Genomic DNA, 26,451 nt, shown 5'->3' with positions numbered 1-26,451 from the left:
GGTCTGCCCCCCGCCCGCCGAACAGGGAGCAAACACGGTGACCCTGCCCCCCGCCGACACCACCCCCGATCAGCCCGAGAACGAACCCCGCGAAGAGTGTGGAGTTTTCGGTGTCTGGGCCCCGGGCGAAGATGTGGCCAAGCTCACTTACTACGGGCTGTACGCCCTCCAGCATCGCGGTCAAGAGGCAGCCGGCATCGCCGTCTCCGATGGTTCGCAGGTGCTGGTATTCAAGGATTTGGGCCTGGTGAGCCAGGTCTTCGACGAGCAGACTCTCGCGGCCATGCCCGGCCACGTGGCCGTCGGCCACTGCCGGTACTCCACCACCGGCTCCACCACCTGGGAGAACGCTCAGCCGATCTTCCGCACCACCGCGGTGGGCTCCGGACTTGCGTTGGGCCACAACGGAAATCTGGTCAATACCGCCGAATTGAGTGCTCGCGCACGAGAACTCGGCCTGATCAGCGGCCGACTGGCCGGCAATATGGCCGCCACCTCCGATTCGGATGTGATGACCGCGCTGCTCGCGCACGCCGCCGCCGACAAGAGCATCGAGCAGGCCGCCCTGGAGCTGCTGCCGACCCTGCGCGGCGCCTTCTGCCTGACCTTCATGGATGAGCACACGCTCTATGCCGCGCGGGATCCGCACGGTGTGCGCCCGCTCTGCCTGGGCCGGCTCGAACGTGGCTGGGTGGTCGCCAGCGAAACCGCCGCGCTCGATATCGTCGGCGCCGCCTTCGTGCGCGAGATCGAGCCGGGCGAACTGCTGGCGATCGACGCGGACGGGGTGCGCTCGCTGCGCTTCGCCAATCCCACGCCCAAGGGCTGCGTCTTCGAGATGGTGTACCTGGCCCGTCCGGACAGCACCATCTCCGGTCGTTCGGTGCACGCCACCCGCGTGGAGATCGGCCGCCGCCTGGCCGTCGAGCATCCCGTCGAGGCGGATCTGGTCATCCCGGTGCCGGAGTCCGGTACCCCGGCCGCCGTGGGCTACGCACAGGGCTCCGGTGTGCCCTACGGTCAGGGCCTGATGAAGAACGCCTATGTGGGCCGCACCTTCATCCAGCCCAGTCAGACCATTCGCCAGCTCGGCATTCGACTCAAGCTGAATCCGCTGCGCGAGGTCATCCGCGGTAAGCGCCTGATCGTGGTGGACGACTCCATCGTGCGCGGCAACACCCAGCGCGCGTTGATCCGAATGCTGCGCGAGGCAGGCGCTTTGGAGATCCATGTGCGGATCGCCTCGCCGCCGGTCAAATGGCCGTGCTTCTACGGCATCGACTTCGCCTCGCGCGCGGAGCTGATCGCCAACGGGGCCGGGCCGGACGGTATCGAGGGCACCAGCATGGACGAAATGGTCGACGGCGTCCGCCGCTCCATCGGCGCGGACAGCCTCGGCTACATCTCCCTCGACGCCATGGTCGCCGCCACCGAACAGCCGCGCTCACGACTATGCTGCGCCTGCTTCGACGGTGACTACCCGATCCCGCTGCCCACCGAGGCGGCCATCGGCAAGAATCTGCTGGAGAGCGTCCTCACCGGCGCGACCGAGGCCGAGCTGCTGGCGGACAACGCGAATGCGAGCGCCCTCAGTCGTCCGTAGTAAACCCCCGCGCCGCCGGTAACCGGCCTCGCGCATCCCGTGCCCGTCCGCGATCTTCGCGGGCGGGCACGAGTGTTTTCGCGCCCTTTCCTGCCATTGCTCGCGAATTGCGCTGTCGCAGTTGAGACATCGTCCTGCTCGGGCAGGTAATGCAAAAGTGATGAGTTTGTTCGGATTCGCAACATTCCGGTTATAACCGGCAGATACTGTCCGCAGCCAAACGAAGTCCACCGCGGCGCGGCGGGGTCGCGACCCGGCCCACGCGCCGCGTCTCGAAAGCAGGCGGTATGCGCGCGAAAAGTATTGCGGCAGTGGGGCTGGCGGGCCTCACCATGCTCGCGGCGGCAGGATGTGGGTCCGGGCGGACCGGCGGAGACAGCGGAGGTGCGGGCCTGGTCGTCGGCACCACCGACAAGATCTTCGCGCTCGACCCGGCCGCGGCCTACGACAATGGATCACTGCTGGTGGAGACGCAGGTCTACCAGTTCCTGATGAACTTCGCCCCCGGCGAGGCGGTTCCGAAACCCGATGCCGCGCAGAAGTGCGGCTTCAGCAGCCCGACGGTGTACAGCTGCACGCTCAAGCCGAATCTGAAGTTCGCCAACGGCAATCCGCTCACCGCGAACAGCGTGAAGTTCTCCTTCGACCGCATGCTGAAGATCAACGACCCGAACGGCCCGGCCTCACTGCTGGGCAATCTCGACCACACCGACGCGGTCGACGCGACCACCGTCAACTTCACCCTGAAGGTCGCCAACGATCAGACCTTCCCCGCGATCCTGCCCACCCAGGCCGGACCCATCGTCGACGAGAAGGTGTTCCCCGCGGACAAACTCCTCGACGACGACGCCATCTGGAAGGCCAAGCCGTTCTCCGGCCCGTACTCCATCACCAGCTACGACAAGAACAAACTCGTGTCGTACCAGGCGAATTCGGACTACGACGGCCTCTTCGGCAAGCCGAAGACCGAAACCGTCTCCACCAAGTACTACGCCGGTTCGGAGAATATGCGCATCGATGTGCAGAACGGCGATATCGACGTGGCCTGGCGCTCCCTCGCGCCGACCGATATCGACTCCCTGCGCGGCAACGACAAGGTGACGGTCAAGGAGGGACCCGGCGGCGAACTGCGCTACCTGGTGTTCAACATGAACACCATGCCCGGCGCCAACCCGGCCGCGAAACTCGCCGTCCGCAAGGCGCTGGCCTCGTCGATCGACCGTGAGGCACTATCCACCGGCGTGTACAAGAACACCTATGCTCCCGCGTATTCGTCGGTGCCGCAGGGTGTTCCGGGCGCCACCGAACCCTTCAAAGACATCTACGGCGCCAAGCCGAACAAGACCGCCGCGGCCAAATTCCTCGCCGACGCCGGCGTGCCCACCCCGGTGGATCTGAACATCCAGTACAACACCGACCACTACGGCAGCACCGCGTCGGAGGAGTACGCCGCGATCAAGAGCCAGCTCGAAGCCACCGGGCTGTTCAAGGTGAATCTGCAATCCACCGAATGGGTTTCGTATCAGAAGGAACGGGTCAAGGACACCTACCCGATCTTCCACTTCGGCTGGTTCCCGGACTACCCGGACGCCGACGACTACCTGACCCCGTTCTTCGGCACCAACAACTTCCTGCAGTCGCACTTCGAGGATCCGCGGATCAATGCCGAACTGCTGGCCGAGGTGACCGAACCCGACAATGCCAAGCGCATGGCCGCCCTTGCCACCGTGCAGCATTCGCTCGCGGCCGATTTCATTCCGATCCTGCCGCTGCTCTCGGGTAAGCAGATCGCCGTCGCGGGCAAGAACGTCTCGGGCGTGGAGAACACCCTCGATCCGTCGTTCAAGTTCCGGTTCGGAGTGCTCAGCAAGTGATCTCCGGTCAACTGCTGCGGTACCTCGGGGTACGGCTGCTGCTGATCGTGCCCACCACCTGGATTCTGGTGACAGTCGTATTCTTCCTGATGCGGGTGGTGGGCGATCCGATCACAGCGGCGCTCGGCGGACGGCTACCGGCCGACCAACTCGCGGCGCGGAAACACGCCGCCGGACTGGATCGGCCCATCCTCACCCAGTACTGGGACTACATCAGCAAGCTCGTACAGGGGGATTTCGGCCGCTCCCAAGACAATCGGGCGATCACCGAAGTGGTGTCGACCTACGGGGCGGCCACCCTCGAGCTGGTGTTCTGGGCGCTGATAGTGGCCTTCGCCGTGGGAATTCCGTTGGGGCGCTACGCCGCCACCCGTCGTGATACGGCCGCGGACGCGGGATTGCGCTTGTTCGCCATCCTCGCCTACGCGGCGCCGGTGTTCTTCGTCGGCCTGCTGCTCAAACTGATCTTCTCGGTGAAACTGCACTGGCTGCCCGCCTCCGGACGGGCCAGCACCAATGTGGAGCTCGCCCTGCAACATGTCTCGCCCAAGACGAACGTGCTGTTCATCGACGCGATTCTGTACGGCGACACCGGGTACCTGATGGATGTGCTCAAACACGCTGTGCTGCCGGCCATCGCACTCGGCCTGCTCACGGCGGGCGTCTTCCTGCGCCTGGTCCGGATCAACCTGATCCAGACCCTGCGCAGCGATTACGTCGACGCCGCCCGCGCCCGCGGCCTCTCCGCGCGCGTGGTGACCCGGCGGCACGCCTTCCGCAATGCGCTCATTCCCGTCGTCACCGTCATGGGCATGTATATCGCCTCCATGCTCGGCGGCGCCATCCTCACCGAACGGACCTTCGACTGGAAGGGGCTCGGCTATCAGCTCACCGAGTACCTGACCCAGCGCGATTTCGTCGCGGTGCAGGGCATCGTCACCTTCCTGGCGCTGGTGGTGGCGGTCATGAGCTTCCTGGTGGATCTGATCGTCGCGCTGATCGACCCGAGGGTGAGGTTCTGATGACTGCACCGGAAGTAATGGCTGATCCCGCCGTCCCGACCGGCACCGTGGCGGGGCGGCGCGGGCTGCCAGGACTGCGGCTGTTCCGTATGACGCACGGATTCCAGCGCGCCACACTGATATTCGGCCTCGCCCTGATCGCCGCATTCCTGCTTGCCGCCCTGCTGGCGCCCTGGTTGGCGCCCTACGGATTGGCCCAGAACGCCGCGGACGGAGTCGATTTCGCACGCCAGCAGGCGCCGTCGAGTCAGCACTGGCTCGGCACCTCGGTGCGCGGTGAAGACGTACTCTCGCGCGTGCTCTACGGCGCGCGCACCGCGCTGTACGTGATCGCCGTTTCCCTCGTGCTTTCGCTATTCGTCGGTGTCCCTTTGGGATTGATCTCCGGCTATATCGGGCGCTGGGTGGATCGGGTGCTCGTGCTGTTCATGGACGCCATGTTCGCGTTCCCGACCCTGCTGCTGGCCATCGTGGTCTCGATCATGGTGGCCGGTGGTAACTCCAGCAAGCTCGGCGGTGTGCTGTCGGCGGCCGTCGCCATCACGGTTATCTTTGTGCCGCAATACTTCCGGGTGGTACGCAATGCCACCGTCGCGGTCAAGAACGAACCGTATGTGGACGCCGCGCGGGTGAGTGGAGCCTCCACTTTGCGCATTCTGTACAAGCACATCTTCGCCAATGTCACCCAGTCACTGCCGGTGATCATCACCCTCAATGGCGCGGAGGCGATTCTCACCCTCGCCGGACTCGGCTTCCTCGGCTTCGGTATCGAACCCACCCAGGCCGCCGAATGGGGTTTCGACCTCAACAAGGCACTCCAGGACGTGCCCAACGGCATCTGGTGGACCGGCGTCTTCCCCGGCGCCGCGATCGTTCTGGTGGTGCTGGGCATGACACTGGTCGGCGAGAGCCTCAACGAAGTACTCAACCCGCTGCTGCGCACCCGCCGCGGCGTCGACGCCGCCGCACCGGAACAGGAGGCCGCCGATGCCTGATCAGCCCCGGCCCGAGCAGGCCACGACACCCGAAAAGCGCAGTCCCGCACTCTCGGTCGAGGCACTGTCGGTCACCTTCGCCACCGACGCCGGAGCCGTCCGCGCGGTCTGCGACGTCTCCTATGCGGTGTACCCGGGCGAAGTGCTGGCCGTCGTCGGCGAATCCGGCTCCGGCAAATCGGTGAGCTCACGCACCGCCATCGGACTGCTGCCGTCCACCGCACGGGTGAGCGGCACCGTCATGCTCGGCAGCGCCGAGATCACCAAGATGAGCGAACGCCAGCTCACCGCGGTGCGCGGCGGCGATATCGCCATGATCTTCCAGGAACCCGGCTCCGCGCTGGACGCGCTCTTCACCGTCGGCTACCAGATCATGGAAGCCCTACGCGCACACAAGAAGATGTCCCGGATCGCCGCGCGCACCCGCGCCATCGATCTGCTGCGCCTGGTCGGGCTGCCCGAACCCGAGCGTCGCGTCAACTACTACCCGCATCAACTCTCCGGCGGGCAGAAGCAGCGCGTCATGATCGCCATCGCGATCGCCTGCGAACCCAAGGTGATCATCGCCGACGAACCCACCACCGCCCTCGATGTCACCGTGCAGGCCGAAATCCTGGAGCTGCTCCGGGATCTGCGCGATCGCATCGGCAGCGCCATCGTTCTCATCACGCACAATATGGGCGTGGTCGCGGATATGGCCGACCGCGTAGTCGTCATGCGCGCCGGGCGCGTCGTCGAACAGGCCACGGCGGATGAGCTTTTCGCCAACCCCACCCAGGAGTACACCCGCGCACTGCTCGCCGCCGTCCCGCACCTGGGCACCTCGACCCGGGTGGCGCCCGCGGCGGACTCCGGTGAACCCGTGCTCGAGATCACCGATCTCACCGTCGAATTCGCCAGTGGTCTGCGCAGATCCACCTTCACGGCGGTGCGGCGGGTGAGCTTCGAGATCGCGCGCGGCGAAACCCTCGGCCTGGTCGGCGAATCCGGCTCGGGCAAATCGACCATCGGCCGTTGCGCGGCCGGATTACAGCGCGCCACCGGCGGATCCGTGCGCGTGCTCGGCTCCGAACTCACCGGACTCTCCGAGCGCCGCCTGCGACCCATGCGCCGCCGTCTCGGCTTCGTCTTCCAGGACCCGGCGACCTCCCTCAACCCGAGGCTCACCGTCGGCGACTGCGTGGCCGAACCGCTCGTGGTGCACCGCGCCGCCACCGGCACGGCCATGCGCGACCGGGTCCGCGCACTCCTCGATGACGTCCAACTCCCCGAGGGCACCGAAAAGCGCTACCCGCACGAACTCTCGGGCGGCCAGCGCCAGCGCGTCAGCCTGGCCCGCGCCCTCGTCCTCAATCCGGACCTGCTCATCGCCGACGAACCGACCAGCGCCCTGGACGTCTCCGTCCAGGCCACCGTCCTGGAGCTCTTCGCCGACCTGCAGCGCGAATACGGCTGGGCCTGCCTGTTCATCAGCCACGACCTGGCCGTTGTCGACCAACTCGCCGACCGCGTAGTCGTCCTCTGCAATGGCGAAGTGGTCGAACAGGGCACCCGCGACCAGATCCTGCGCACCCCCGCGCAGGACTACACCCGCCGCCTGGTAGCCGCGGTTCCGGTCCCCGATCCGGAGGAGCAGCGCCGTCGTCGCGCGGAAAGAAGTCAGCTGATTTCGTAAGGGTTGGTTTCTGCTATATGGGGAGGCGGCACGGTCGTTATGCGTCTCCGGTACCGTGAGCAGCGCATCTATCCGTCCGATTCGGCTTGGAGCTTTCCCCGACAATGACTGAACAGACACCCAGTGGCGCTGGTGCTTCGTACGCAGCGGCCGGAGTGGATATCGAAGCTGGCGACCGCGCGGTAGAGCTGTTCGCGCCGCTGGCCAAGAAGGCTTCCCGGCCCGAAGTACAGGGTGGACTCGGCGGCTTCGCCGGACTGTTCGCGCTGAAGGGCGGATACAAGGAGCCGCTGCTGGCCTCCTCCACCGACGGCGTCGGCACCAAGATCGCCATCGCGCAGGCCATGGACAAGCACGACACCGTCGGCCTCGACCTGGTCGCCATGGTCGTCGACGACCTCGTCGTCTGCGGTGCCGAACCGCTGTTCCTGCAGGACTACATCGCCGTCGGCAAGGTCGTCCCCGAGCGCGTCGCCCAGATCGTCTCCGGTATCGCCGAAGGCTGCATCCTGGCCGGCTGCGCCCTGCTCGGCGGCGAGACCGCCGAACACCCGGGCCTGATGGGCGCGGACGACTACGACATCTCCGGCACCGGCGTCGGCGTGGTCGAGGCCGATGCCGTGCTCGGCCCGGATCGCGTCCGCCCCGGCGATGTGGTCATCGGTATGGGCGCCTCGGGTCTGCACTCCAACGGTTACTCCCTGGCCCGCAAGGTGCTGCTGGATATCGACCGCATGCAGCTCTCCGGACATGTCGAGGAGTTCGGCCGTACCCTCGGCGAGGAGCTGCTGGAGCCCACCAAGATCTATGCCAAGGACTGCCTGGCCCTGATCGCCGAAACCGATGTGCGCACCTTCTCGCACGTCACCGGCGGCGGTCTGGCGCAAAACCTGGCCCGCGTCCTGCCGGCCGGTCTGGTCGCCGAACTGGATCGCGGCACCTGGAGCCCCGCCCCGGTCTTCAAGCTCATCGCTCAGCGCGGTCGCGTCGAGCGCGCCGAGATGGAGAAGACCTTCAATATGGGCGTCGGCATGGTCGCCGTCGTGGCCCCCGAGGACGCCGACCGCGCCCTCGCGGTGCTGACCGCCCGCCACATCGACTGCTGGACCCTCGGCACCGTCAAGAAGGCCAAGGACGCCGACGCCCAGCGCGCCGTCCTGCTCGGCGAGCACCCGCGCTTCTGATCACCTAGGCAAAGCACAGGGCCCCGGCTACTCCACGGAGTAACCGGGGCCCTGCTGTATGTCTGGAATGCCGGATATCGTTGCCGCCCGCCACCTTCGGAGCACCGAGCCGGGAATCCACGTACGCGGAATTCCGGTACGCCGGTACAGAACACACATCGGCGCCTCGTCCTGGTTGGACGAGACGCTCGTATCAGCGGTCCTTCAATGTCGTCGGAGCTCGGCGCGCATCGACGTGTCAAAGGGCAGGCCAGTCACGGCCTGCCCCTTACTCACGTGCGATAAATCCGAGTCAGCGGCGCCAGTCGTCGTAGTCGTCTTCGTCCCAGCTCGACTGCGAGTCTTTCGCGTCGTGCTCGTCGGAAAGCACACCACTCCGCGGCAATTCGGAGGGACTTCCTCCCAGCTCCCGCTGAAGGCTCTGGAAGTCGGTCGGCGCCGAGCTGTACTTGAGCTCGCGTGCCACCTTGGTCTGCTTTGCCTTAGCCCGGCCACGGCCCATGGCTGACCCCCTCGTGTCACTGCGGGGCGGCCTGGGGTGGTTTGGCGGCCCCGTTCGAATTAATAATCTTCCTGACAGACACTTTAGCGTGTGTCAGGCGGTCTCGCTTCCAGGAGTGGGGGAGAAACCGTCGAAGTGCCGCCCGTGACCGGATTTCGCGGCTCCGGAGCAGCCGCGCGATCGAGGCGGAACGAGGGGCGCGGGTGGCTAGAACACCCCCGGCACGGCGCGAATCACACCCACCCGGGCGCCACCGCCGAGCACCGCGGGCGAGGCCAACTCCGCGTGCTCATCGGTCCACTCGATACCCATACGCTGCAACAGCGCCAGCGTCAGCGGCAATCGGGCCCGATCGGAACCGTCATCGATCTTGTAGGCGAAAGCCGAGCCATCCGGCAGCGCGCCCGCGTGCACACCATCCGCGCCGATCTTGCAGACCAGACCCGGCGTGGCCGACATGACCCGGAAATCCGGGCCGTCCGTGCCGGAAATCACTCGCGGATGCGCGCGAATCGCGTCCGCGACGCGCCGCTCCGGGCTATTTTCCGGCGCGGTCGCCAGCGTGGCGTAGGCGCGCGCCAGATTCACCAGCGAGACCGGCACGATCGGCAGACCACAACCGTCGATACCGAGATCGGTCTCCGGCTCACCTGTGACATCGGTGATGGTGGACAGCACCGCCTGCTGCAGGGGATGCGCGATGTCGAGGTAACCGGTCGTAGGCCAACCGTTGATCTGACAGGTCGCGAGCATCGCGGCGTGCTTGCCCGAGCAGTTCATGAAGATCCGGCGGGCCGCCGTATCGCCAGCGGCCAGTGCCTGGGCGCGCGCATGATCCTCGAAGGGCAGATCGGGTGGGCATTCGAGATCGTCCTCGGTGAATCCGAAGCGATCCAGCAGGCGCTGTACCAGGTACACATGGTCGGGTTCACCGAAATGCGAGGCGGTCGCGATGGCCAGCTCGGCGGTGTCGACCGGTTCGAAACCATTGCGCAGCAGGGCCAATGCCTGCATGGGCTTATTGGTCGAGCGCGGGAAGATCGGACCGTGCACCGCGCCCACCTCGACCAGCGGTTCACCATCCGGGCGCAGCACCACCGCGGAACCCCGGTGCACACACTCGCGGAAACCCGACCGCACCACCTCGACCAGCTCTGTGCTCAATTTGCCCTCCACTTCGCTCCGGGCAGGTTCGCGGCCCCGCAAGCCCGGTTCTTCACTCCTACGCTCAGTCGCTGCGCTCCACCGCTTCGTCGCTCCAGAACCGAGCCGGGCCGCGAACCTGATGTCCGCGCTCGGCTGCGAGTCTGTTTCATCGGCTCGCGCTCACATGCCTGCGGCGATGCCGCTCGATCTGCATGCGGACATCGTCGGAGATGGTCGGCTCGGACTCCAGGAGCAGCTCCAAGCGAGTCATATCCGCGCCGGTGAAGAGATCGCGCACGGTGACACCGTGCGCGGGGATGTGCAGGACGCGCACCTCGTCGTCGGCACCGATCGTGCCCTCGGTCAGTACCCGCAGGTAAGCGCCCGTATTCGACTGTGCGGTGAACCTTTTCACCCACTGCTGCTCGCCGGACCAGTGCTGGAAGGTCGCGCACGGGACCCGCGGCGCGGACACCTCGAGGACGGTATCGCCGATGGCCCAGCGGGCGCCGAGCACGGCATCGCTCACCGCGAGACCTGTGACGCGCAGGTTTTCGCCGAACCAGCCGGGCGGGAGCGCCCGATTCAGCTCGGCCGTCCAACCGTCGGCGTCCTCGTCGGCGTAGGCGTAGACGGCCTGATGCACTCCGCCGTGATTGGCGGTATCGCAGACGTGATCGCCGTCCAGGCCCAGGGCGCGCACCGGAACCCGATGCGACACCGGACGTTTGTCGATGGCGGTGCGCCCGACGCGGGTCGGGACCGCAAGCTCCTCGTGCACCACGCAGACGGCGATGACCCGTCCGATGGTGGCGTTCGCGCTCATCGGCCGCGCAGCCGCTCGACGGCCAGCCTGCCCGCCTGCGGTTCGTCATGGGCCGGAACGGAATCCGGATCGATGGCGGCCGAGCACGGGCCCACCTCGAGCGGAGTATCCGCGGGGACATTGCGTTTCACCAGCGCCAGCGCGATGGGACCGAGTTCGTAATGGTCCACGATGGTGCCCAGCACGCCCACCGCGCGACCGCCCGCCGTCACCGCATCACCGGTGACCGGGCGCGAATCCGCGGAGCCGTCCAGGTGCAGCAGCACCAGATTGCGGGGCGGCTTACCCAGATTGTGGACGCGCGCCACCGTCTCCTGCCCGCGATAGCAGCCCTTGTTCAGATGTACCGCGCCGTACTCCTCGATACCGCCGACCCAGTTCGCCTCGTGCGGGATCGTGCGGTCATCGGTATCGATGCCGATACGCGGGCGCAGGGCCGCGACCCGCAGCGCCTCGAAGGTCCAGCTGCCGGCCGCCTCCGCACCGGCCGCGCGCAGTCGCGTCCACCAGGAGGTGAGCTGATCGCGGGGGACCAGGAGATCGAAGGAGTCGGCGGTGGGCCACGGCATCCGGCGGAGGAAGCCACCGCCGGGCAGGGCCACGGCCTGATAGGTGTCGGGAAGGGCGGTGATGCCCAGGGTTTCGGTCAGCTCCGGCACGCGCGGGCCGAGCAGGCTCAGCACCGCGTACTCGGGTGCGGCCTCGGGCTTGGCGTCCGCCCAGAACACCATCTTCTGTAGGAAGGCGAGAAGATCGGGGCCGCGGGTCGCCTCGGTATCGATCCAGAGGGTGCCGTCCAGATCGGTGAGCACGAAGTGATGCAGGACGCGACCGTTCAGATCGAGATCCAGATCCTCGGCCGACTGCCCATCGCCCAGGTCGGTGATCGCCTGACTGGAGATGGTGTTCAGCCAGCTCAACCGCTCTTTACCGGTGATGCTGAGTACGAACCGGTGCGATCGATCCACCACGGCGGCGCGTTGAACGGCGGCGCGCTGCTCGCCCAGCGGATCTCCGTAATGCCACGCGACCGCCGCATCCGGTGATTCGGGCGGCCCCGCGACAGCCCCTGGAACCTGAAGAATCGGACTGGGTGCTACCTCGAAGGACACCACCCCACCCTAGCTGTGTCTAATTTGCGCCGCCTTCGGTGCCTATTCGCGCCGCCTTCGGCTTCGCGCACTGTGCCTGTTTGCGCCGCCTTCGGCGTCGCGGTTCGCGGCCCTCGAAGGCTCGGTTCTTCACTTTCTGCGCCGCCTTCGGCGTCGCGGTTCGCGGCCCTCGAAGGCTCGGTTCTTCACTTTCTGCGCCGCCTTCGGCGTCGCGGTTCGCGGCCCTCGAAGGCTCGGTTCTTCACTCCTCCGGTCAGTCGCTGCGCTCCTTCCCTCCGTCGCTCCAGAACCGAGCCGGGCCGCGAACTCGGTGGTTTTGGGTCTATTAGGGATGGGTGTTTGGAGGGCTTTGTATTGGCGGGTTGGCGTTTATTGGTGGCCGGATATCGCTCGTCCGCGGGGTATCTGTCATAGGGTCGGTCGCATGGTGGAACGGGTTCTGGTGACTCTTGACGGCGCGATCCGGGATCCGGACGCGCCGCTTTTGTATGCGGACGATATCGGCGCACTGCGGGGCGACGGGATATTCGAGACGGTGCTGGTGCGGGACGGGGTGGCCTGCGCACTGGAATTGCATCTGGCTCGACTGCGGCGCTCGGCGCAGGCTCTCGAACTGCCCGCCCCGGATCTGGACGCGTGGCGGTTCGCGGTGGAGTTGGCGGCCGAGGAGTGGGGGAGCGAACAGGAGGGCATGCTGCGCATGGTGCTCACCCGCGGGCGTGACAGCGATCACGGATCGAGTGATGGCAAACTTGCAGCAAACGCACCCGGTGGGTTGTCCGCGGCCGAACCCGCCAGCACCGGTTACGTTTTGGTGGCTCCGGTGCACGAGCGGGTGAAAACCGCTCGCAGCGAGGGTGTTTCGGTCATCACGCTGTCGCGCGGGATCTCCATCGATCTGGCGCAGGCCGCGCCCTGGCAGCTGCTCGGGGCCAAAACCCTCTCGTACGCAACGAATATGGCGGCCCTGCGGTTCGCCCGCCGGATGAACGCCGATGATGTGATCTTCACCAGCACCGAACATCGCGTGCTGGAGGGTCCGCGCTCGACAGTGGTTGTGCAGCGCGAGAATCAGCTGATCACCCCGCCCGCGCGCAATGGTGTGCTGCCCGGCACGACACAGCGCGCACTCTTCGCGCAGGCGGAGAAGGCGGGCTGGGACTGCCGCTACGAACCGCTGTTCACCGCCGACCTCATCACCGCCGACAGTGTCTGGATGCTCTCCAGCGTCACCCTGGCCGCACGGGTGAAATCCCTGGACGGCCTGCGCATGTCGGCTCCCGAGAATGCCGCCGAGATCGCCGCGCTGGTGGATCGGGGTGTCGCGCTGCCCGGCAGCATCGCGGACTGGTGACCTGATTCCAGGGCCCTTTTCCGGAACCTCATCCGACCGAGGTCCTCGCCTTCCGGGGCTTTGGTCGGTGATTCGTCACAAGTGGGCAAATTGGTAGCACGCTGTGGCGCGTCACATGTTGATCTGAATTACGAAAAGCGTAGTGTCCATTACTACGTCATGTCGTAGATCGGCTGGAGGTCGGATGAGCGTCGTTGACTTAGCGCGCTGGCAGTTCGGAATCACCACCGTCTATCACTTCATCTTCGTGCCCCTGACCATCGGACTCGCGCCGCTGGTGGCGGGCATGCAGACCGCATGGGTGATTACGGGCAAAGAGCACTGGTACCGCCTCACCAAGTTCTTCGGGAAGCTCTTCCTGATCAACTTCGCCCTCGGCGTCGCCACCGGCATCGTGCAGGAGTTCCAATTCGGCATGGCCTGGAGCGAATACTCCCGCTTCGTCGGCGATGTCTTCGGCGCACCCCTGGCCATGGAGGCCCTGGTCGCCTTCTTCCTCGAATCCACCTTCCTCGGACTGTGGATCTTCGGCTGGACGCGACTACCCAAGAAGGTGCACCTCGCCACCATCTGGCTGGTCGCCATCGGCGTCAACGCCTCCGCGTACTTCATCGTCGCGGCAAACTCCTTCATGCAGCATCCGGTCGGCGCGGAGTACAACCCGAACACCAAACGCGCCGAGTTGACCAGTATTTGGGAGCTCATCACCAACAACACCACCCTCGCGGCCTTCCCGCACGTGGTCGCCGGAGCCTTCCTGACCTCCGGCACCTTTGTCGCCGGAATCGCGGGCTGGTGGATGGTGCGCCGGGTGCGGCAGGGCCAAAAGGCCAGTGACAGCACCCCGGTCGAGGAGGCTCGCACCATGTGGCGGCCCGCCGCGCGCATGGGCCTGTACGTGGTGCTGGTCGCCGCGGTCGCACTCGTCTTCACCGGTGACATCCAGGGCAAGCTCATGTTCAAACAACAGCCCATGAAGATGGCCTCGGCGGAATCGTTGTGCCACACCGAAACCGATCCGGACTTCTCCGTCCTGACCATCGGTACGCATAACAACTGCGACAGCGTGAACCACCTCATCGAGGTGCCCGGCGTACTGCCGTACCTCGCCGAGGGCAAGTTCAGCGACGTCACCCTGGACGGCGTCAAGGATCTGCAGTTCTCCTACAACGAGAAGTTCGGTGTCGGCGACTACCGGCCCAACCTCTTCGTCACCTACTGGTCCTTCCGCGCCATGATCGGCTTCCTCGCGGGCTCGATCCTGTTGGCGCTGGTCGGATTCTGGGTCACCCGGCGCGGCCGGGTACCGGACCAGAAGTGGTTCTCCTGGCTGTCGCTGATCGCCATCGTCACCCCGTTCCTGGGCAATATCTCCGGCTGGGTCTTCACCGAAATGGGCCGCCAGCCCTGGGTGGTCGCACCCAATCCCACCGGCGATCAACACATTCGAATGACGGTGCAGCAGGGCGTCTCCGGCGTCACCGCGGGCACCATCGTCACCTCGCTCATCGTCTTCACCCTGCTGTACGGCCTGCTCGCGGTCGCGTGGTTCTACCTCATGCGCCGCTATGTCGTTGCGGGACCGGAGGATCCGGCCCCCGCCGATACCGGCCCGCGCATGACCGGGGACGCCGTCGACAAGCTTTCCTTCGCCTACTAGGAGCCGAGGATGAGTCTCCCTGAATTCTGGTTTCTACTGATCGCGGTGCTCTTCACCGGCTACTTCGTCCTGGAGGGCTTCGACTACGGCGTCGGCATGCTCATGCCGATCCTGGGTAGGGGATCCGAAGTGCGAAAGCGGGTGGTGCTCAACACCATCGGACCCGTATGGGACGGCAATGAGGTGTGGCTGCTCACCGCGGGCGGCGCCATGTTCGCCGCCTTCCCGGAGTGGTACGCCAGCCTGTTCTCCGGGTTCTACCTCGCACTGCTGCTCATTCTGGTCGGACTGATCGCCCGTGCCTGCGCCATCGAATGGCGCAGCAAGATCAATGACGACAAATGGCGGGTGTGGTGCGATATCGGCATCGGACTCGGCTCCTGGATCCCTGCTCTCGCATGGGGATTGGCCTTCGCCAATATCGTGCGCGGTGTGAAGCTCGGCGAGCACCGGCAGATCGGCGGCAACCTGCTCGATCTGCTCAACCCGTACGCGCTGCTCGGCGGGCTCACCACACTGCTGCTGTTCATGCTGCACGGTGCGCTCTTCATCGCGCTCAAGACCGGTAACGAAGTGCGCGACGACGCACAGGCGCTGATCCGCAAACTCTTCGTGCCCACCGCCGTGGTGGTCGCCGCCTTCGGTATCTGGACCCAGCTCGCCTACGGCAAGGGCTGGACCTGGATTCCGCTGGTACTGGCAGTGGTCGGATTGCTGCTCGCGGGCTTCGCCGCCACCCAGGGCCGGGACGGCTGGGCCTTCACCGGCACCGCGCTCACCATTGTCGGAGCGACCGCGCTGCTGTTCGGGTCGCTGTTCCCGAATGTGCTGCCCTCCACCATCGATGCCGCCTTCAGCCTCACCGTGGACGGGCGCGACGGCACCGTCTCGGCCTCCTCCACGCACTACACGCTGGTGGTGATGAGCTGGGTCGCGGTGGCCATGGTGCCGGCGGTGCTGATCTACCAGGGCTGGACCTACTGGGTGTTCCGTCAGCGGCTCACCGTGGAACAGATTCCCGCCCCGATCGGACTCCCGCTCGAATCCGCTCGAACCGATGCCTGAGATCTCCGAACCGCAACGCACAGTACGGAACTGAACAGATGGCACGACCGGTAGACCCGCGCCTGTGGCGGTACGCCCGCTCGGCACGCACATATCTCGCGCTGAGCGTCGGCCTGTCGCTGGCGACCACGAGCTGCATCGTGGTCACGGCCCTGGCCCTGGCGCGGGTCCTCGCCGGAGTCATCACCGATCCGGCCCGCCGCGATATCGATTCCTGGACAGCGGAACTGACGGTGTTCGCCGTCGCCGTGCTGATCCGGGTCACCGCCACCTGGTGGCAGTCCCGGCTCGCGCACCGCGCCGGAGCGCGGGTGGTCGCCGAACTCGAGACCGCGGTCCTCACCGCGGGCGCTCACCTGCCTCCCCGCGAATTGGAAAGCCGCCGAACCGAATTGGCGGTGGTGGTCGGCAACGGCCTGAGCGGTCTGCGCGCCTACCTCGCCGGATACCTGCCCGCCCTACTGCTCTCCACGCTCATCCCGCCCATCGTGCTGGCCGTCATAGCCGCCCACGACTGGATCTCCGGCGCGATCATCCTGGTCACCCTGCCGCTGATTCCGATCTTCATGATTCTCATCGGCCTGCTCACCCGGGGACGCGCCAACGAAACCCTGGCGGCCACCACCCGCCTGTCGGACCAACTTCTGGACCTGTTCGCGGGCATGCCCACGCTGCGCGCTCTGGGCCGCGAAACCGGCCGCGCCACAGCCGTTCCCGACCGGTCGGCCGACAGCGTCGAACCGTCGCGCACCACCATGCAACACCGAGTCCGCGAACTGGGCGACGCCTTGCACAAGCGCACCATGTCCGCCCTCCGCATGGCCTTCCTGTCCTCCATGGTCCTGGAATCCCTCGCCACCCTCTGCGTGGCTTTGGTGGCAGTCTCCATCGGCCTGCGCCTGGTCTTCGGCGATATGGGCCTGTACGCCGGACTGCTGGCGCTGATCCTGGCTCCCGAGGTCTACCTCCCCATCCGCGCGGTGGGCGAACGCTTCCACGCAGCCCAGGACGGAATGGCCGCCGCCGAAAAGGCTTTCGCCATCCTCGACCCCGAAACCACCCCCGGCTCGGATCGAGCCAGTTCGGCTACCGCGCCGCAGCCCCACCCGAACCGTGCCGTACCGAATGATCGGGAATTTCACGGCCGCATAGAGATTCGCCAACTCACCATCGCAGCGCGCGACGGCGCGGCCCCGGAGAATCTCTCCGCGATCCTGCGCCCCGGTGCGGTCACCGTTCTGACCGGCCCGAACGGCAGCGGCAAATCCAGTGCCCTGCAAGCGATCCTCGGGCTCATCACTCCCGACGCGGGCGAAGTGACCGTGGACGGCGTTCCCCTGCCGGACCTGGATCTCGAAGCCTGGTGGTCCGATGTGGCCTGGCTACCCCAGCGCCCCGTCCTGGTCCCCGGCACCCTCCGCGACAACCTCGAACTCCTCGGCCCGCCCGCCGACCCGGCTCAGCTCGACGGAGCCTGCCGCGCAAGCGGATTCGACACCGTCCTGGCCGAGCTACCCGCGGGCTGGAACACAATGGTCGGCACCGGCGGCACCGGCCTGTCCCTTGGTCAACGCCAACGCTTGGCCCTCGCCCGCACTCTCGCCGCCGACCGCCGCGTCCTGCTCCTGGACGAACCCACCGCCCACCTGGACCCCGAATCGGAGTCCCGGGTCCTGGCAGCCCTGGTCGCCCGAGCCCGAGCCGGTGTCACCGTGGTGATCGTCGGCCACCGCCCCTCGATCCTGGCCATCGCGGACCACACCGTCCCCGTACAAGCCACCCTTGCCGCCGCCGACCGCCAATCTCCGCCCGGGACGCGAATGTCCGCCGGCTCGAAAGGCGTCGAGACGTTCGTGGGTTCGGACCGTGCGGAAGCGGGTGTGCGATGAGCGCGGTGCTGATGGACTTCCGCCGAATACGGGACCTGCTCGAGCTTTCGAAAGGCCGGTTGGCGCTTTCGGTCGTGTGGGGAGTGGCCGCACTCGGGAGTGGGCTCGGGTTGGCGGCGCTGGCCGCTTGGCTGATCGCGCGGGCCTGGGAGATGCCGCCGGTGCTCGATTTGAGTATCGCGGTGGTGACGGTGCGGGCGTTGGGTATCTCGCGTGGAGTGGCGCGGTACCTCGAGCGGCTCGCCACCCACGATGTGGCGCTGCGGTCGATGAGTCTGGCGCGCACCACCACCTATCGCACGCTTGCCGCCGCTGACATCTGGCGGCCGCGTCGTACGGGTGAGCAAGGGCGTGGGCCTGCCCTGGGGGCGGCGGGAGACAATGGGGAGGAAGCCGCCCTCGGCGCCGCCGAAGTGACTGTGCGCGAAGGCGATCCGACCCGGCTGCGGCGAGGCGAGCTGCTCGGGCGGGTCGGGAGCGATATCGATGATCTCGGGGCGGTGGTGGTGCGGGCGTTCGTGCCGATCGCGGTCGCGGTGATTCTGTCGGTGCTCGCGGTGGTGCTACTGGCCTTCATCTCGATTCCGGCGGCGCTGATTCTCGCTGTGGCGCTGGCTGTTTCCGGGATCGTCGCACCGTGGCTCGCCGCTCGGGCGGCACGGGAGGCGGAGTTGGCGGTGCGGGCGGATCGGACCGAGTTCACCGCCGAGGCGCTCACCGTGCTCGACCACGCACCCGAATTGCGGGTCGCCGGAAGGCTTTCCGGTGCGATCGCGGCCGCCGAGCGGGCGGGGCAGCGGGCGGTGGCGGCCGAGGATCGTGCCGCCGCGCGCAGTGCGTGGTCGGCGGCGGTGCTGCCCTTGTCCATCGGTGCGAGCGTGCTCGGATCGCTGCTCATCGGTATCGCCCTGTACGGCGACGGTCCGGCGCTGGCCACCAAGGGTTTTCAAACCATCCCGGGTGGCGGGATCACCCCCATGGCCTTCGCGGTCCTGGTGCTGGTGCCGCTGTCGGCGTTCGAGGCGGTGGCCGTACTGCCAGCCGCCGCGCAGGCGCTCACCACCGGGCGGGCCGCACTGCACCGGCTGCTGCGCCTCGAACGCCCTGAAAACGCTCCCGTGGCAATGGATCTGCCGCCGCTGCCGCAGGGGCACCGGATCGCCGTCACGGGGCCGAGCGGAGCGGGTAAGACCACGCTGTTGATGGCCTGGGCGGGGCTGTTCGATACCCCGCGCCCCGGGGTCACGTTCTTCGCCGAGGATGCGCATATCTTCGGCACGACCGTGCTGGAGAACCTGCGGGTGGCTCGCGGCGATATCACCGCCGCCGAAGCCGAGAACGCCCTGCGGGCGGTCGGCGCGGGAGAGTGGCTGGATTCACTGCCGGACGGCGTGGACACCGATCTCATCGGGGGAGCGGCCGCGGTATCGGGTGGGCAGCGCCGCCGCATTCTGCTGGCCCGCGCCCTGCTGTCCCCGGCCGAGGTGCTGCTCCTGGACGAACCCACCGAGCACCTCGAGGCCGAAGCGGGCGCGGAGCTGCTGCGCGAACTCCTCGATCGCGACAGCGGTCCGGTCGCACCGGATCGCACGGTTGTGGTTGTCACCCACCAGCTTCCGGCGGAACACCGCGCGGACACGATCGTGGAAGTAGCCGCGAACTCAACCGTCTCGATCCGCCGATTTATTCCGGCAAACCAGCACTGACCTGCGATTTCGCGGACCGAGAAAATACGTTGCCGCTTCCCGTCCGGCCGACTAGTTTCGTCTGTACACAGGAAGGAGGTGGTTCGAATAATGAGTAATTCGAGGACGCGTGAGGTGGCTGCCAGCTAGGCGCCTCCGCTGCAACGGATTCTCGTAGCGCGAGCGCTGAGCGAATCCCAGGCAGTCACCCGGCCCCTGAGTCCCAGATCTGTCCGGTCTGGATCGCGTGAGTTGCCTCCGCGATATGACTCAGGGGCTGTTCTCGTCCGCCTCTCCGCGACTATTGCCGGTCGCTGGGCGCGGCGGGACTCAGTTCCCGGACCGGCGGTCGGATCTCCGCCCAGTTCTGGGGGTACCCCAGGAGTTACCCTCGGCTCCCGAGATCACGAATTGCGTTGGGAATTAACCGACGTAGCGCTGCAAACGAGCCGACAATCGCGGCTCCAAGGCGCCGTCCGGAGCGATGCGCTCCTCGACGTAACCCAGATCGCCGCCCTCGACAATGCCGTAGAGCCGCTTGGCCCCGCCGACCACGATGCCGGACTGACTGCGAATCACCACATCGGTGGCGAGCTCCCAGGAGGACTGGGTCAGCGCCTGGCCGTAGAAGAGCTCGACAATCCCGGAGGAGTGCGTGAGCAGCAGTTCCAGGACCTCGTCGTCACCGTCGATACCGACCCGCCAGAAACCGCTCTCGCGCAAGTCCGGTCCGGCGTACTCGCCCTCGGAGTCGATGACCCAGGAACGCGCTTCCCAGGTGAGATAGTCGCCGCCGTCATGCGAGACGATGATCTGCTGACCGAAGCGGTAATCGCCGGTCTCGGGATCATTGCCCTCACCCTCACCGCGCCACACACCCACCAGGGGCAGCAGCGCGAGCATGGAGGAGCTCAGGTCCGGACCCAGGCGCAGATTCGCGGTATCGATCGGCAGGGGTAGGCCGTCGAGCGAGGGGATGTTCGTCGCACCGGTCACCTTGGCGCGCTCGGCGGCCTCGGCTACAGCCTGATCACCGCTGCGACGCTGAGCGTCGCCGCCACGGCGAGCGGTCAGCTCGTCCGGCGTTGCCTGATCAGATGTTCCGTTGTCGACGTTCTCGCTCGCCGGTTCGCTCACGACTCGGTGAACAGCCGGTAGAGGACGTACAGACCGAACCAGGCGATCAGCACGGAGACGAGAACCAGCAGAATCTCGAAGGTAAGCACCACGCCTCGGAGTCTATCGGCCCGGTCGCCAGACATGAAAACGGCCCCGGAAATTCCGGGGCCGTCTCAGGTCTTTCGACTTCCTGCCCAACGTAACTCGTGATTTCGAGAGTTACGGGTAACTCACCGGGTACGGGCTAACCAGACAACTGCGTGACCGTCAGCGGCCAACGCGGCTGTCGCGGCTCCCGAGTCTGGCTCGAAGTCGCGGAGAGGCGGGTCTGCCTTTTACTTGGCGACGGTCACGTCCACATTGTGGATGCCGTTGCCCTCGGGGGCGATCTCGGTGGTGCCGTTGCCCGACGCCGACAGCGCGCGGATGGTCCACGAACCCGGCGCGGCGAAGAAGCGGAAGTCGCCGGTGCCCGAGGCCACGACCTCGGCGGTGAAATCGCCGTTGCCGTCCAGCAGCCGGACGAACGCGCCACCGACGGTCTGGCCGTCAGCGGTCAGGACGCGGCCGGTGATGACCGTCTCCTTCTCCACGTCGACGCCCGCCGGAATGGCCTGTCCCTGGGTAGGTGCTGCACACATATCTGATTACGCTCCCAACTCGATCGGTGCACCGACGAGGGAGCCGTACTCGGTCCAGCTCCCGTCGTAGTTCTTGACGTTCTTGTGGCCCAGCAGCTCCTGCAGCACGAACCAGGTGTGCGAGGAACGCTCGCCGATCCGGCAGTAGGCGATGGTCTCCTTCTCGCCGTCCAGGCCCGCTTCCTTGTAGATGGCGGCGAGGTCCGCATCGGACTTGAAAGTGCCGTCCTCGTTCGCGGCCTTGGACCACGGCACGTTGATGGCGCCGGGGATGTGGCCGGGACGCTGCGACTGCTCCTGCGGCAGGTGCGCGGGGGCCAGGATCTTGCCGGAGAACTCGTCGGGCGAGCGCACGTCGACCAGATTCTTGGTGCCGATGGCCTGGATGGCCTCATCGCGGAAGGCGCGGATGGACAGATCCTGCTCGCTGGCCTTGTACGCGGTGGCCGGGCGGACCTTGACATCCTTGACCAGCGGGCGGCCGTCGAGCTCCCACTTCTTGCGGCCACCGTCGAGCAGCTTCACGTCCTGGTGGCCGTAGAGCTTGAAGTACCAGTACGCGTACGCCGCGAACCAGTTGTTGTTGCCGCCGTACAGCACCACGGTGTCGTCATTGCCGATGCCGCGGGTGGAGAGCAGATCGGAGAACTGCTCGCGGTTCACGAAATCGCGACGAACCTGATCCTGGAGATCCTTCTTCCAGTCCAGACGCACGGCGCCCTCGATGTGCCCCAGGTCGTAAGCCGAGGTGTCCTCGTCGACCTCTACGAGGACGACGCCGGGGGTGTTCAGGTTCTCTTCGACCCAGTCTGCGGAGACCAGGACATCGGAGCGAGCCATGTTGTTCCTTTCGGGGTGGTGCCGGGTCAGGCGGTGGGAGTGGGGGTGGTCGGCGCGGTCTTGAACCGCGAGACGAGGGGGTAGATCTTGCAGCCCAGGCAGATACCGAAGGCCGCGTTCAGGAAGGCCGCGAACAGCGCGAAACCGGTGAAGATCGCGCCTGCGACGGTGGCCCCGGCGGCGAAGCCGATCACGCCGAGGACGGCGAAGGCCAGGCCGACCAACTGCGCGAACCGAAGCGGCGCAACGGGTTCCACCTCGGGGGCGGGTCCGACGCGGGGTGCGACGAAGTTCGCGTAGATCAGGCCGTAGGGGCTGCGCCGCGGACCATTGGCCGCGCCGAGTGCGAAGACCACGGCCTGCGCGGCGAGCAGCACCGCTGCGGCGGGGATGGAGAAGGTGGCGATGATCAGTACGAGAGCCAGGACGGCGGTGGTGATCCAGGCCGCGAAACGCGGGCCGCGAACATCGACCTGTCCGGCGGGCGGCCTGGTGGGATTGGGGTTCGACATGTGCGTACTCCTGCGCGAAGTGGTCTATTGGTCATTTCCGCCGGAGGATCGGAACGATCACTCAACAGCGGGACACACCCGGTCGGCGCGAGGGATGGGGCAAACGAAAGGCCGACCGGCTAGCGGCACAGGCAGCAACAACCACCGAGGCGGCACAGGTCTACCGTGCGGCGTCGGGTGAGCATCAGCTCGCGGTTGGTTTGCACGAGAGGGAGTTTACCCAATTTTCGGGGGAAATTGGACCCCGGGTCCGTAATGCTGGTCACTCGGAGCCCTCGGAGACGGTTACGGACGCCAGTGACCTGCGCAAATCGGCAGATTTCGGAACTCCGGCTATCCGGAATTTTTCCTGCCCATTGGGATCGAGGATGAAAGTTGTCGGTAGCGAGAGCACATTCAGCTCGCGCGCCAGGTCCGGATTCGCATCGATATCGAGCTCCAGATCCAGCGGCGGCGCGGGTGTACCGGCCAGCTCGGCGACCACGCTCGCCACCACCCGGCGCACCGCCGCGCATGGTCCACACCAGTCCGCGGAGAAGTGCAGGACGGTGGGGCGACCGGGAATCACTCCGGCCGCGGCGAGCAGCGCCGCGCGGGCGCTCTCGGGGGCCGACGGTGCGGGAGCGAGCTCGCGTACGCGACCCTCGTTGCGGCGCACCAGGATTCCTATCCCGATGGCGGCGACGAGTGCGACGGCCAGCACGCCCAGCGTGATCACGGCTGCTGTAACCGATCCAGATCGATGGTGACGTTCCGGCCGCGACCCTCGACCACGATCTGCCCGCCACTGGCCTCGACCTTGGTGGGGCGAATGCCGAACGGCAGATCACGGGTGTCGATGGTGCGGGTGAACAGCGCCAGCACCCGGGGCTTATCGCTCTCGGGTGTCACCGGCGGGGGCGAGGAGGCGACATCACCCTGATTCGCCGCGCCCACCCCGCGGTAGATATCGGTCGCGGTGATCCGCACCTGATCGTCGACCAGGCGCAGATCGGCCAGCACGCTGACCGTCTCACCGCTGCTCCGAGTGCCCGGGACGACCGGCGCGTCGGCGTCCGGGAGCGGAATGGTGCCGGTCAGGATGATCGCCCCGGCCGTGGTCATACCCGAACCGCCGGAGCCGCCGGTGCCATCGGATTTATCGGCGGGCGGGCCGAACACCTGCAGATCCGGGATCTTGAACAGGCGTCCCAGCTCGACCGGTTCGATGCGCATGCGCGCCTCCACCTGATCCACCGGTACCGACTGCACCTTGCCGTCGATCAGATCGCGCAGCGACATGTGCACGCCGCGGAGGTTGGTCTCGACCATGATCTCGCCCGGAATGTCCGGTCGCATGGCCCGCGCCCGAATGTCCACATTCTTGTATTCGTCATTCAATGCCTGTGCCACGAACGGGAATCCGTGAAAGGTGACCTCGGGGTCCGCGCTCAGGTTCGACCCGTCGCGGAGCATTCGCGACACCCGGTACTCGGAATACGCGGCCGCTCCGAAGTCGAGCACGACGGCCAGCCCTGCCAAGCAGAGCAGCCCGATGATCACCCGACGGAAAGCCATATCTGCACCTTAATAGTGTCCGCACCCCAGTATGGTTCGCGGCCGTCCCGGTTCTGGACTGACCGGAGGCGGGGGAGCGCAGCGGAGGAGCCGGAGGGAGGGAAGAACCGGGACTTCGGGGCCGCGAACCCGCCCGTAGCGAAGCGGAGGGCAGAAAATACCGATAGCCAAGGCCCGATAAGCTGCCCGGATTGCGTGGGTGTCGGTCCGGACACGCTAATGTAGCAACCGATATACCTGTGATAACCAGCATGAGGTCGTGGCGTACAGAGCGGTTGCCACGCACATGCCAGATGGGATGGAGGGCCCCCATGGAGCTGCTCCTGCTGACCTCCGACCCCAACCCCGAGGCGGTGCTGCCTTCACTCGCGCTGTTGCCGCACCACGTGCGGCCCGCGCCGACCGAGGTGGCATCCCTGCTCGAGGCAGGCTCCGCCGACGTCGCGCTGGTCGATGCCCGCACCGATCTGGCCGCCGCGCGCGGCCTATGTCGTTTGCTGGGCAGCACCGGATCGTCGGTGCCGGTGGTCGCGGTGCTCACCGAGGGTGGGCTGGTGGCCGTGAACGCGGACTGGGGGCTGGACGACATCCTGCTGCCCGGCACCGGTCCGGCCGAACTCGACGCCCGCCTGCGACTGCTGGTCGCGCGCAACGGTGGCGTCGCCAGCCCGGAGAACACCGGCAAGATCACCTTGGGTGAGTTGGTGATCGACGAGGGCACATACACCGCGCGCCTGCGCGGTCGCCCGCTCGATCTGACCTACAAGGAATTCGAGCTGCTGAAGTACCTCGCGCAGCATGCGGGCCGGGTCTTCACCCGCGCCCAGTTGCTGCAGGAGGTGTGGGGCTACGACTTCTTCGGCGGCACCCGCACGGTCGACGTGCATGTGCGTCGCCTGCGCGCCAAGCTGGGCAGCGAGTACGAATCGCTGATCGGCACGGTTCGCAATGTCGGGTACAAGGCGGTGCGCCCGGCGCGCTCGTCCGGCGCCAAGGGTGAGACGGTCGCCTTCGCGGAGACCGATGGCACCGACGACTCCGAATTGACCTCGGCGAACGGCACTTTCTGATGATCTCCTACACCGATCGGCTGCCCTTCGAGACCGCCGAGCAGGTGCGGGGAGTGCTGGAGCGGGCCACCGCCGCGGACGGGGTGGCCCCGGTCTCCGAACAGGCGGTGCTCTCACTGGGCGCCGACGGCCCGGCCCTGCACCTGGTGGAGCAGTGGGACGATGCGATCGGCGGCTACGCCAATGTGACGCCCGCTCACGGTGAGCATCCGGCCATGGCCGAGGTCGCGGTCGATCCGCGATTCCGGAAACAGGGCCTCGGCGCGGGTCTGGTGGCGGGTGCGCTGTCGGCCGGTGGGCCCGGCGCGCGGGTCTGGGCACATGGGAATCTGCCCGCCGCGCAGGCTGTCGCCAAGCGTCTCGGTTTGGTTGTCGCGCGCGAACTCTGGCAGATGCGCCGTGATCTGGCTAACACGGAGCTACCGGAACTGGTGGTTCCGGAGGGTCTGGCACTGCGCACCTACGCCGGACCGTCCGACGATGCCGAGATCCTGCGCGTCAACAATGCCGCCTTCTCCTGGCATCCCGAACAGGGCGGCTGGACCGAGCGCGATATCGACGCGCGCCGCGGTGAGTCCTGGTTCGATCCGGCGGGGCTGTTCATCGCCGTCGATCCGGCCGATCCGGAGCGCATCCTCGGATTCCATTGGACCAAGGTGCATTCGGATGAGACCCCGGCGATCGGCGAGGTCTACGTGGTCGGGGTGGATCCGGCCGCGCAGGGTCGCGGGCTCGGGCGGCTGCTGACCCTGGCGGGTCTGCATCATCTGCGCGAGCGTGGTCTGGGCGCGGTGCTGCTCTACACCGAGGCCGACAACACCGCGGCGGTCAATACCTATACCAAGCTCGGGTTCGCGCCCGCCCATATCGATGTGGCGTATACCACCGCCTCTTAGCTGCGGTTCGTCCCGTTGAGCGGGGTCTCGGGCAACGTTGCGGCAAATGTCACATATCGTGCAGCGGAATCGCGCCGGGTTGTTCATCTGCCGTTCACCTTCCCAGGTCCAGTTGGCCACCGAGCGCCCTTACGTTGCATGTGGGCAGCACTCAGCTGACCGGTGCGCTAGTTCGCAGCGAACAGCCGCCACATATGCCCGTCCGACCGTTGAGGGGTTGGGCG

General features: G+C 66.7%; 23 protein-coding genes. 13 read left to right on the top strand and 10 right to left on the bottom strand.

The genetic code is table 11. The annotated features are described in order from the left end of the window. Positions 1 to 37: 37 nt before the first annotated feature. The 6 genes from purF (at position 38) to purM (ending at position 8,353) form a co-directional block, all read left to right on the top strand. The gene (gene purF / locus OHB26_RS08315) at positions 38 to 1,603 is read left to right on the top strand and encodes an amidophosphoribosyltransferase (protein ID WP_330183619.1); all 1,566 of its coding nucleotides are present in this window, start codon (positions 38 to 40) and stop codon (positions 1,601 to 1,603) included. A 332-nt stretch (positions 1,604 to 1,935) separates the two neighbouring features. Further along, on the top strand, positions 1,936 to 3,477 hold the full coding sequence (locus tag OHB26_RS08310; protein WP_330185540.1) for an ABC transporter substrate-binding protein: 1,542 nt from the start codon (positions 1,936 to 1,938) through the stop codon (positions 3,475 to 3,477). Next, on the top strand, positions 3,477 to 4,499 hold the full coding sequence (locus OHB26_RS08305; protein WP_330185539.1) for an ABC transporter permease: 1,023 nt from the start codon (positions 3,477 to 3,479) through the stop codon (positions 4,497 to 4,499). Before OHB26_RS08310 ends, OHB26_RS08305 begins: the two co-directional genes overlap by 1 nt. Further along, a complete protein-coding gene (locus tag OHB26_RS08300) occupies positions 4,499 to 5,494 on the top strand; it encodes an ABC transporter permease (RefSeq protein WP_330183618.1) in 996 nt (331 codons plus the stop codon). The genes OHB26_RS08305 and OHB26_RS08300 overlap by 1 nt, the downstream gene beginning before the upstream one ends. After that, positions 5,487 to 7,169 carry an ABC transporter ATP-binding protein gene (locus OHB26_RS08295; RefSeq protein ID WP_330183617.1) on the top strand — a complete coding sequence of 561 codons (1,683 nt, stop codon included), beginning with the start codon at positions 5,487 to 5,489 and terminating at the stop codon, positions 7,167 to 7,169. The genes OHB26_RS08300 and OHB26_RS08295 overlap by 8 nt, the downstream gene beginning before the upstream one ends. 104 nt (positions 7,170 to 7,273) lie before the next feature. Then, the gene (gene purM / locus OHB26_RS08290; RefSeq protein WP_330183616.1) at positions 7,274 to 8,353 is read left to right on the top strand and encodes a phosphoribosylformylglycinamidine cyclo-ligase; all 1,080 of its coding nucleotides are present in this window, start codon (positions 7,274 to 7,276) and stop codon (positions 8,351 to 8,353) included. A gap of 292 nt (positions 8,354 to 8,645) precedes the next feature. On the opposite strand, the gene OHB26_RS08285 is transcribed toward purM, so the two are convergent. From OHB26_RS08285 to ygfZ, 4 genes are all read right to left on the bottom strand, one after another. Next, entirely contained in the window at positions 8,646 to 8,855 is a 210-nt protein-coding gene (locus OHB26_RS08285) for a DUF3073 domain-containing protein (RefSeq protein ID WP_330183615.1), read from the bottom strand. A gap of 207 nt (positions 8,856 to 9,062) precedes the next feature. After that, a complete protein-coding gene (locus OHB26_RS08280) occupies positions 9,063 to 10,019 on the bottom strand; it encodes an asparaginase (RefSeq protein ID WP_330183614.1) in 957 nt (318 codons plus the stop codon). Positions 10,020 to 10,167: 148 nt separating this feature from the next. Further along, positions 10,168 to 10,827 (bottom strand): MOSC domain-containing protein, encoded by a 660-nt coding sequence (locus tag OHB26_RS08275; protein ID WP_330183613.1) that lies wholly within the window; start codon positions 10,825 to 10,827, stop codon positions 10,168 to 10,170. Beyond that, positions 10,824 to 11,939 carry a CAF17-like 4Fe-4S cluster assembly/insertion protein YgfZ gene (gene ygfZ / locus OHB26_RS08270; RefSeq protein ID WP_330183612.1) on the bottom strand — a complete coding sequence of 372 codons (1,116 nt, stop codon included), beginning with the start codon at positions 11,937 to 11,939 and terminating at the stop codon, positions 10,824 to 10,826. The genes OHB26_RS08275 and ygfZ overlap by 4 nt, the downstream gene beginning before the upstream one ends. A 424-nt stretch (positions 11,940 to 12,363) precedes the next feature. Between ygfZ and OHB26_RS08265 the strand changes: the two genes are divergently transcribed. From OHB26_RS08265 to OHB26_RS08245, 5 genes are all read left to right on the top strand, one after another. After that, positions 12,364 to 13,293, top strand: coding sequence for an aminodeoxychorismate lyase (locus OHB26_RS08265; RefSeq protein WP_330183611.1), 930 nt, complete (start codon positions 12,364 to 12,366; stop codon positions 13,291 to 13,293). A 184-nt stretch (positions 13,294 to 13,477) separates the two neighbouring features. Continuing rightward, positions 13,478 to 14,953, top strand: coding sequence for a cytochrome ubiquinol oxidase subunit I (locus OHB26_RS08260; RefSeq protein WP_330183610.1), 1,476 nt, complete (start codon positions 13,478 to 13,480; stop codon positions 14,951 to 14,953). A 9-nt stretch (positions 14,954 to 14,962) separates the two neighbouring features. Beyond that, entirely contained in the window at positions 14,963 to 16,018 is a 1,056-nt protein-coding gene (gene cydB, locus OHB26_RS08255) for a cytochrome d ubiquinol oxidase subunit II (protein WP_330183609.1), read from the top strand. Between the two features lie 38 nt (positions 16,019 to 16,056). Continuing rightward, positions 16,057 to 17,907, top strand: a complete 1,851-nt coding sequence (cydD, locus tag OHB26_RS08250) for a thiol reductant ABC exporter subunit CydD (RefSeq protein WP_330183608.1) — start codon at positions 16,057 to 16,059, stop codon at positions 17,905 to 17,907. Next, positions 17,904 to 19,613 (top strand): ATP-binding cassette domain-containing protein, encoded by a 1,710-nt coding sequence (locus OHB26_RS08245; RefSeq protein ID WP_330183607.1) that lies wholly within the window; start codon positions 17,904 to 17,906, stop codon positions 19,611 to 19,613. Before cydD ends, OHB26_RS08245 begins: the two co-directional genes overlap by 4 nt. A 402-nt stretch (positions 19,614 to 20,015) precedes the next feature. On the opposite strand, the gene OHB26_RS08240 is transcribed toward OHB26_RS08245, so the two are convergent. The 6 genes from OHB26_RS08240 to OHB26_RS08215 all read right to left on the bottom strand — a co-directional run bounded on the left by OHB26_RS08240 (position 20,016) and on the right by OHB26_RS08215 (position 24,261). Then, on the bottom strand, positions 20,016 to 20,729 hold the full coding sequence (locus tag OHB26_RS08240; protein ID WP_330183606.1) for an FABP family protein: 714 nt from the start codon (positions 20,727 to 20,729) through the stop codon (positions 20,016 to 20,018). A 317-nt stretch (positions 20,730 to 21,046) separates the two neighbouring features. After that, positions 21,047 to 21,352: a DUF1416 domain-containing protein gene (locus tag OHB26_RS08235; RefSeq protein ID WP_067568422.1), complete on the bottom strand. Its 306-nt coding sequence runs from the start codon at positions 21,350 to 21,352 to the stop codon at positions 21,047 to 21,049. Positions 21,353 to 21,358: 6 nt separating this feature from the next. Further along, on the bottom strand, positions 21,359 to 22,192 hold the full coding sequence (locus OHB26_RS08230; protein WP_330183605.1) for a sulfurtransferase: 834 nt from the start codon (positions 22,190 to 22,192) through the stop codon (positions 21,359 to 21,361). A 26-nt stretch (positions 22,193 to 22,218) separates the two neighbouring features. After that, the gene (locus OHB26_RS08225) at positions 22,219 to 22,704 is read right to left on the bottom strand and encodes a DUF4395 domain-containing protein (RefSeq protein WP_330183604.1); all 486 of its coding nucleotides are present in this window, start codon (positions 22,702 to 22,704) and stop codon (positions 22,219 to 22,221) included. 262 nt (positions 22,705 to 22,966) lie between these two features. Beyond that, a complete protein-coding gene (locus tag OHB26_RS08220) occupies positions 22,967 to 23,422 on the bottom strand; it encodes a thioredoxin family protein (RefSeq protein ID WP_330183603.1) in 456 nt (151 codons plus the stop codon). Then, the gene (locus OHB26_RS08215) at positions 23,419 to 24,261 is read right to left on the bottom strand and encodes an LmeA family phospholipid-binding protein (RefSeq protein WP_330183602.1); all 843 of its coding nucleotides are present in this window, start codon (positions 24,259 to 24,261) and stop codon (positions 23,419 to 23,421) included. Before OHB26_RS08215 ends, OHB26_RS08220 begins: the two co-directional genes overlap by 4 nt. 311 nt (positions 24,262 to 24,572) lie before the next feature. Between OHB26_RS08215 and OHB26_RS08210 the strand changes: the two genes are divergently transcribed. Both OHB26_RS08210 and mshD read left to right on the top strand, forming a co-directional pair. Next, positions 24,573 to 25,331, top strand: coding sequence for a winged helix-turn-helix transcriptional regulator (locus OHB26_RS08210; RefSeq protein ID WP_330183601.1), 759 nt, complete (start codon positions 24,573 to 24,575; stop codon positions 25,329 to 25,331). Further along, entirely contained in the window at positions 25,331 to 26,227 is an 897-nt protein-coding gene (gene mshD, locus OHB26_RS08205) for a mycothiol synthase (RefSeq protein ID WP_330183600.1), read from the top strand. The genes OHB26_RS08210 and mshD overlap by 1 nt, the downstream gene beginning before the upstream one ends. Positions 26,228 to 26,451 lie beyond the last annotated feature (224 nt).

The organism is Nocardia sp. NBC_01503 (assembly GCF_036327755.1).
Lineage (GTDB): Bacteria > Actinomycetota > Actinomycetes > Mycobacteriales > Mycobacteriaceae > Nocardia.
This window is presented reverse-complemented; position numbering and strand designations above follow the sequence as displayed.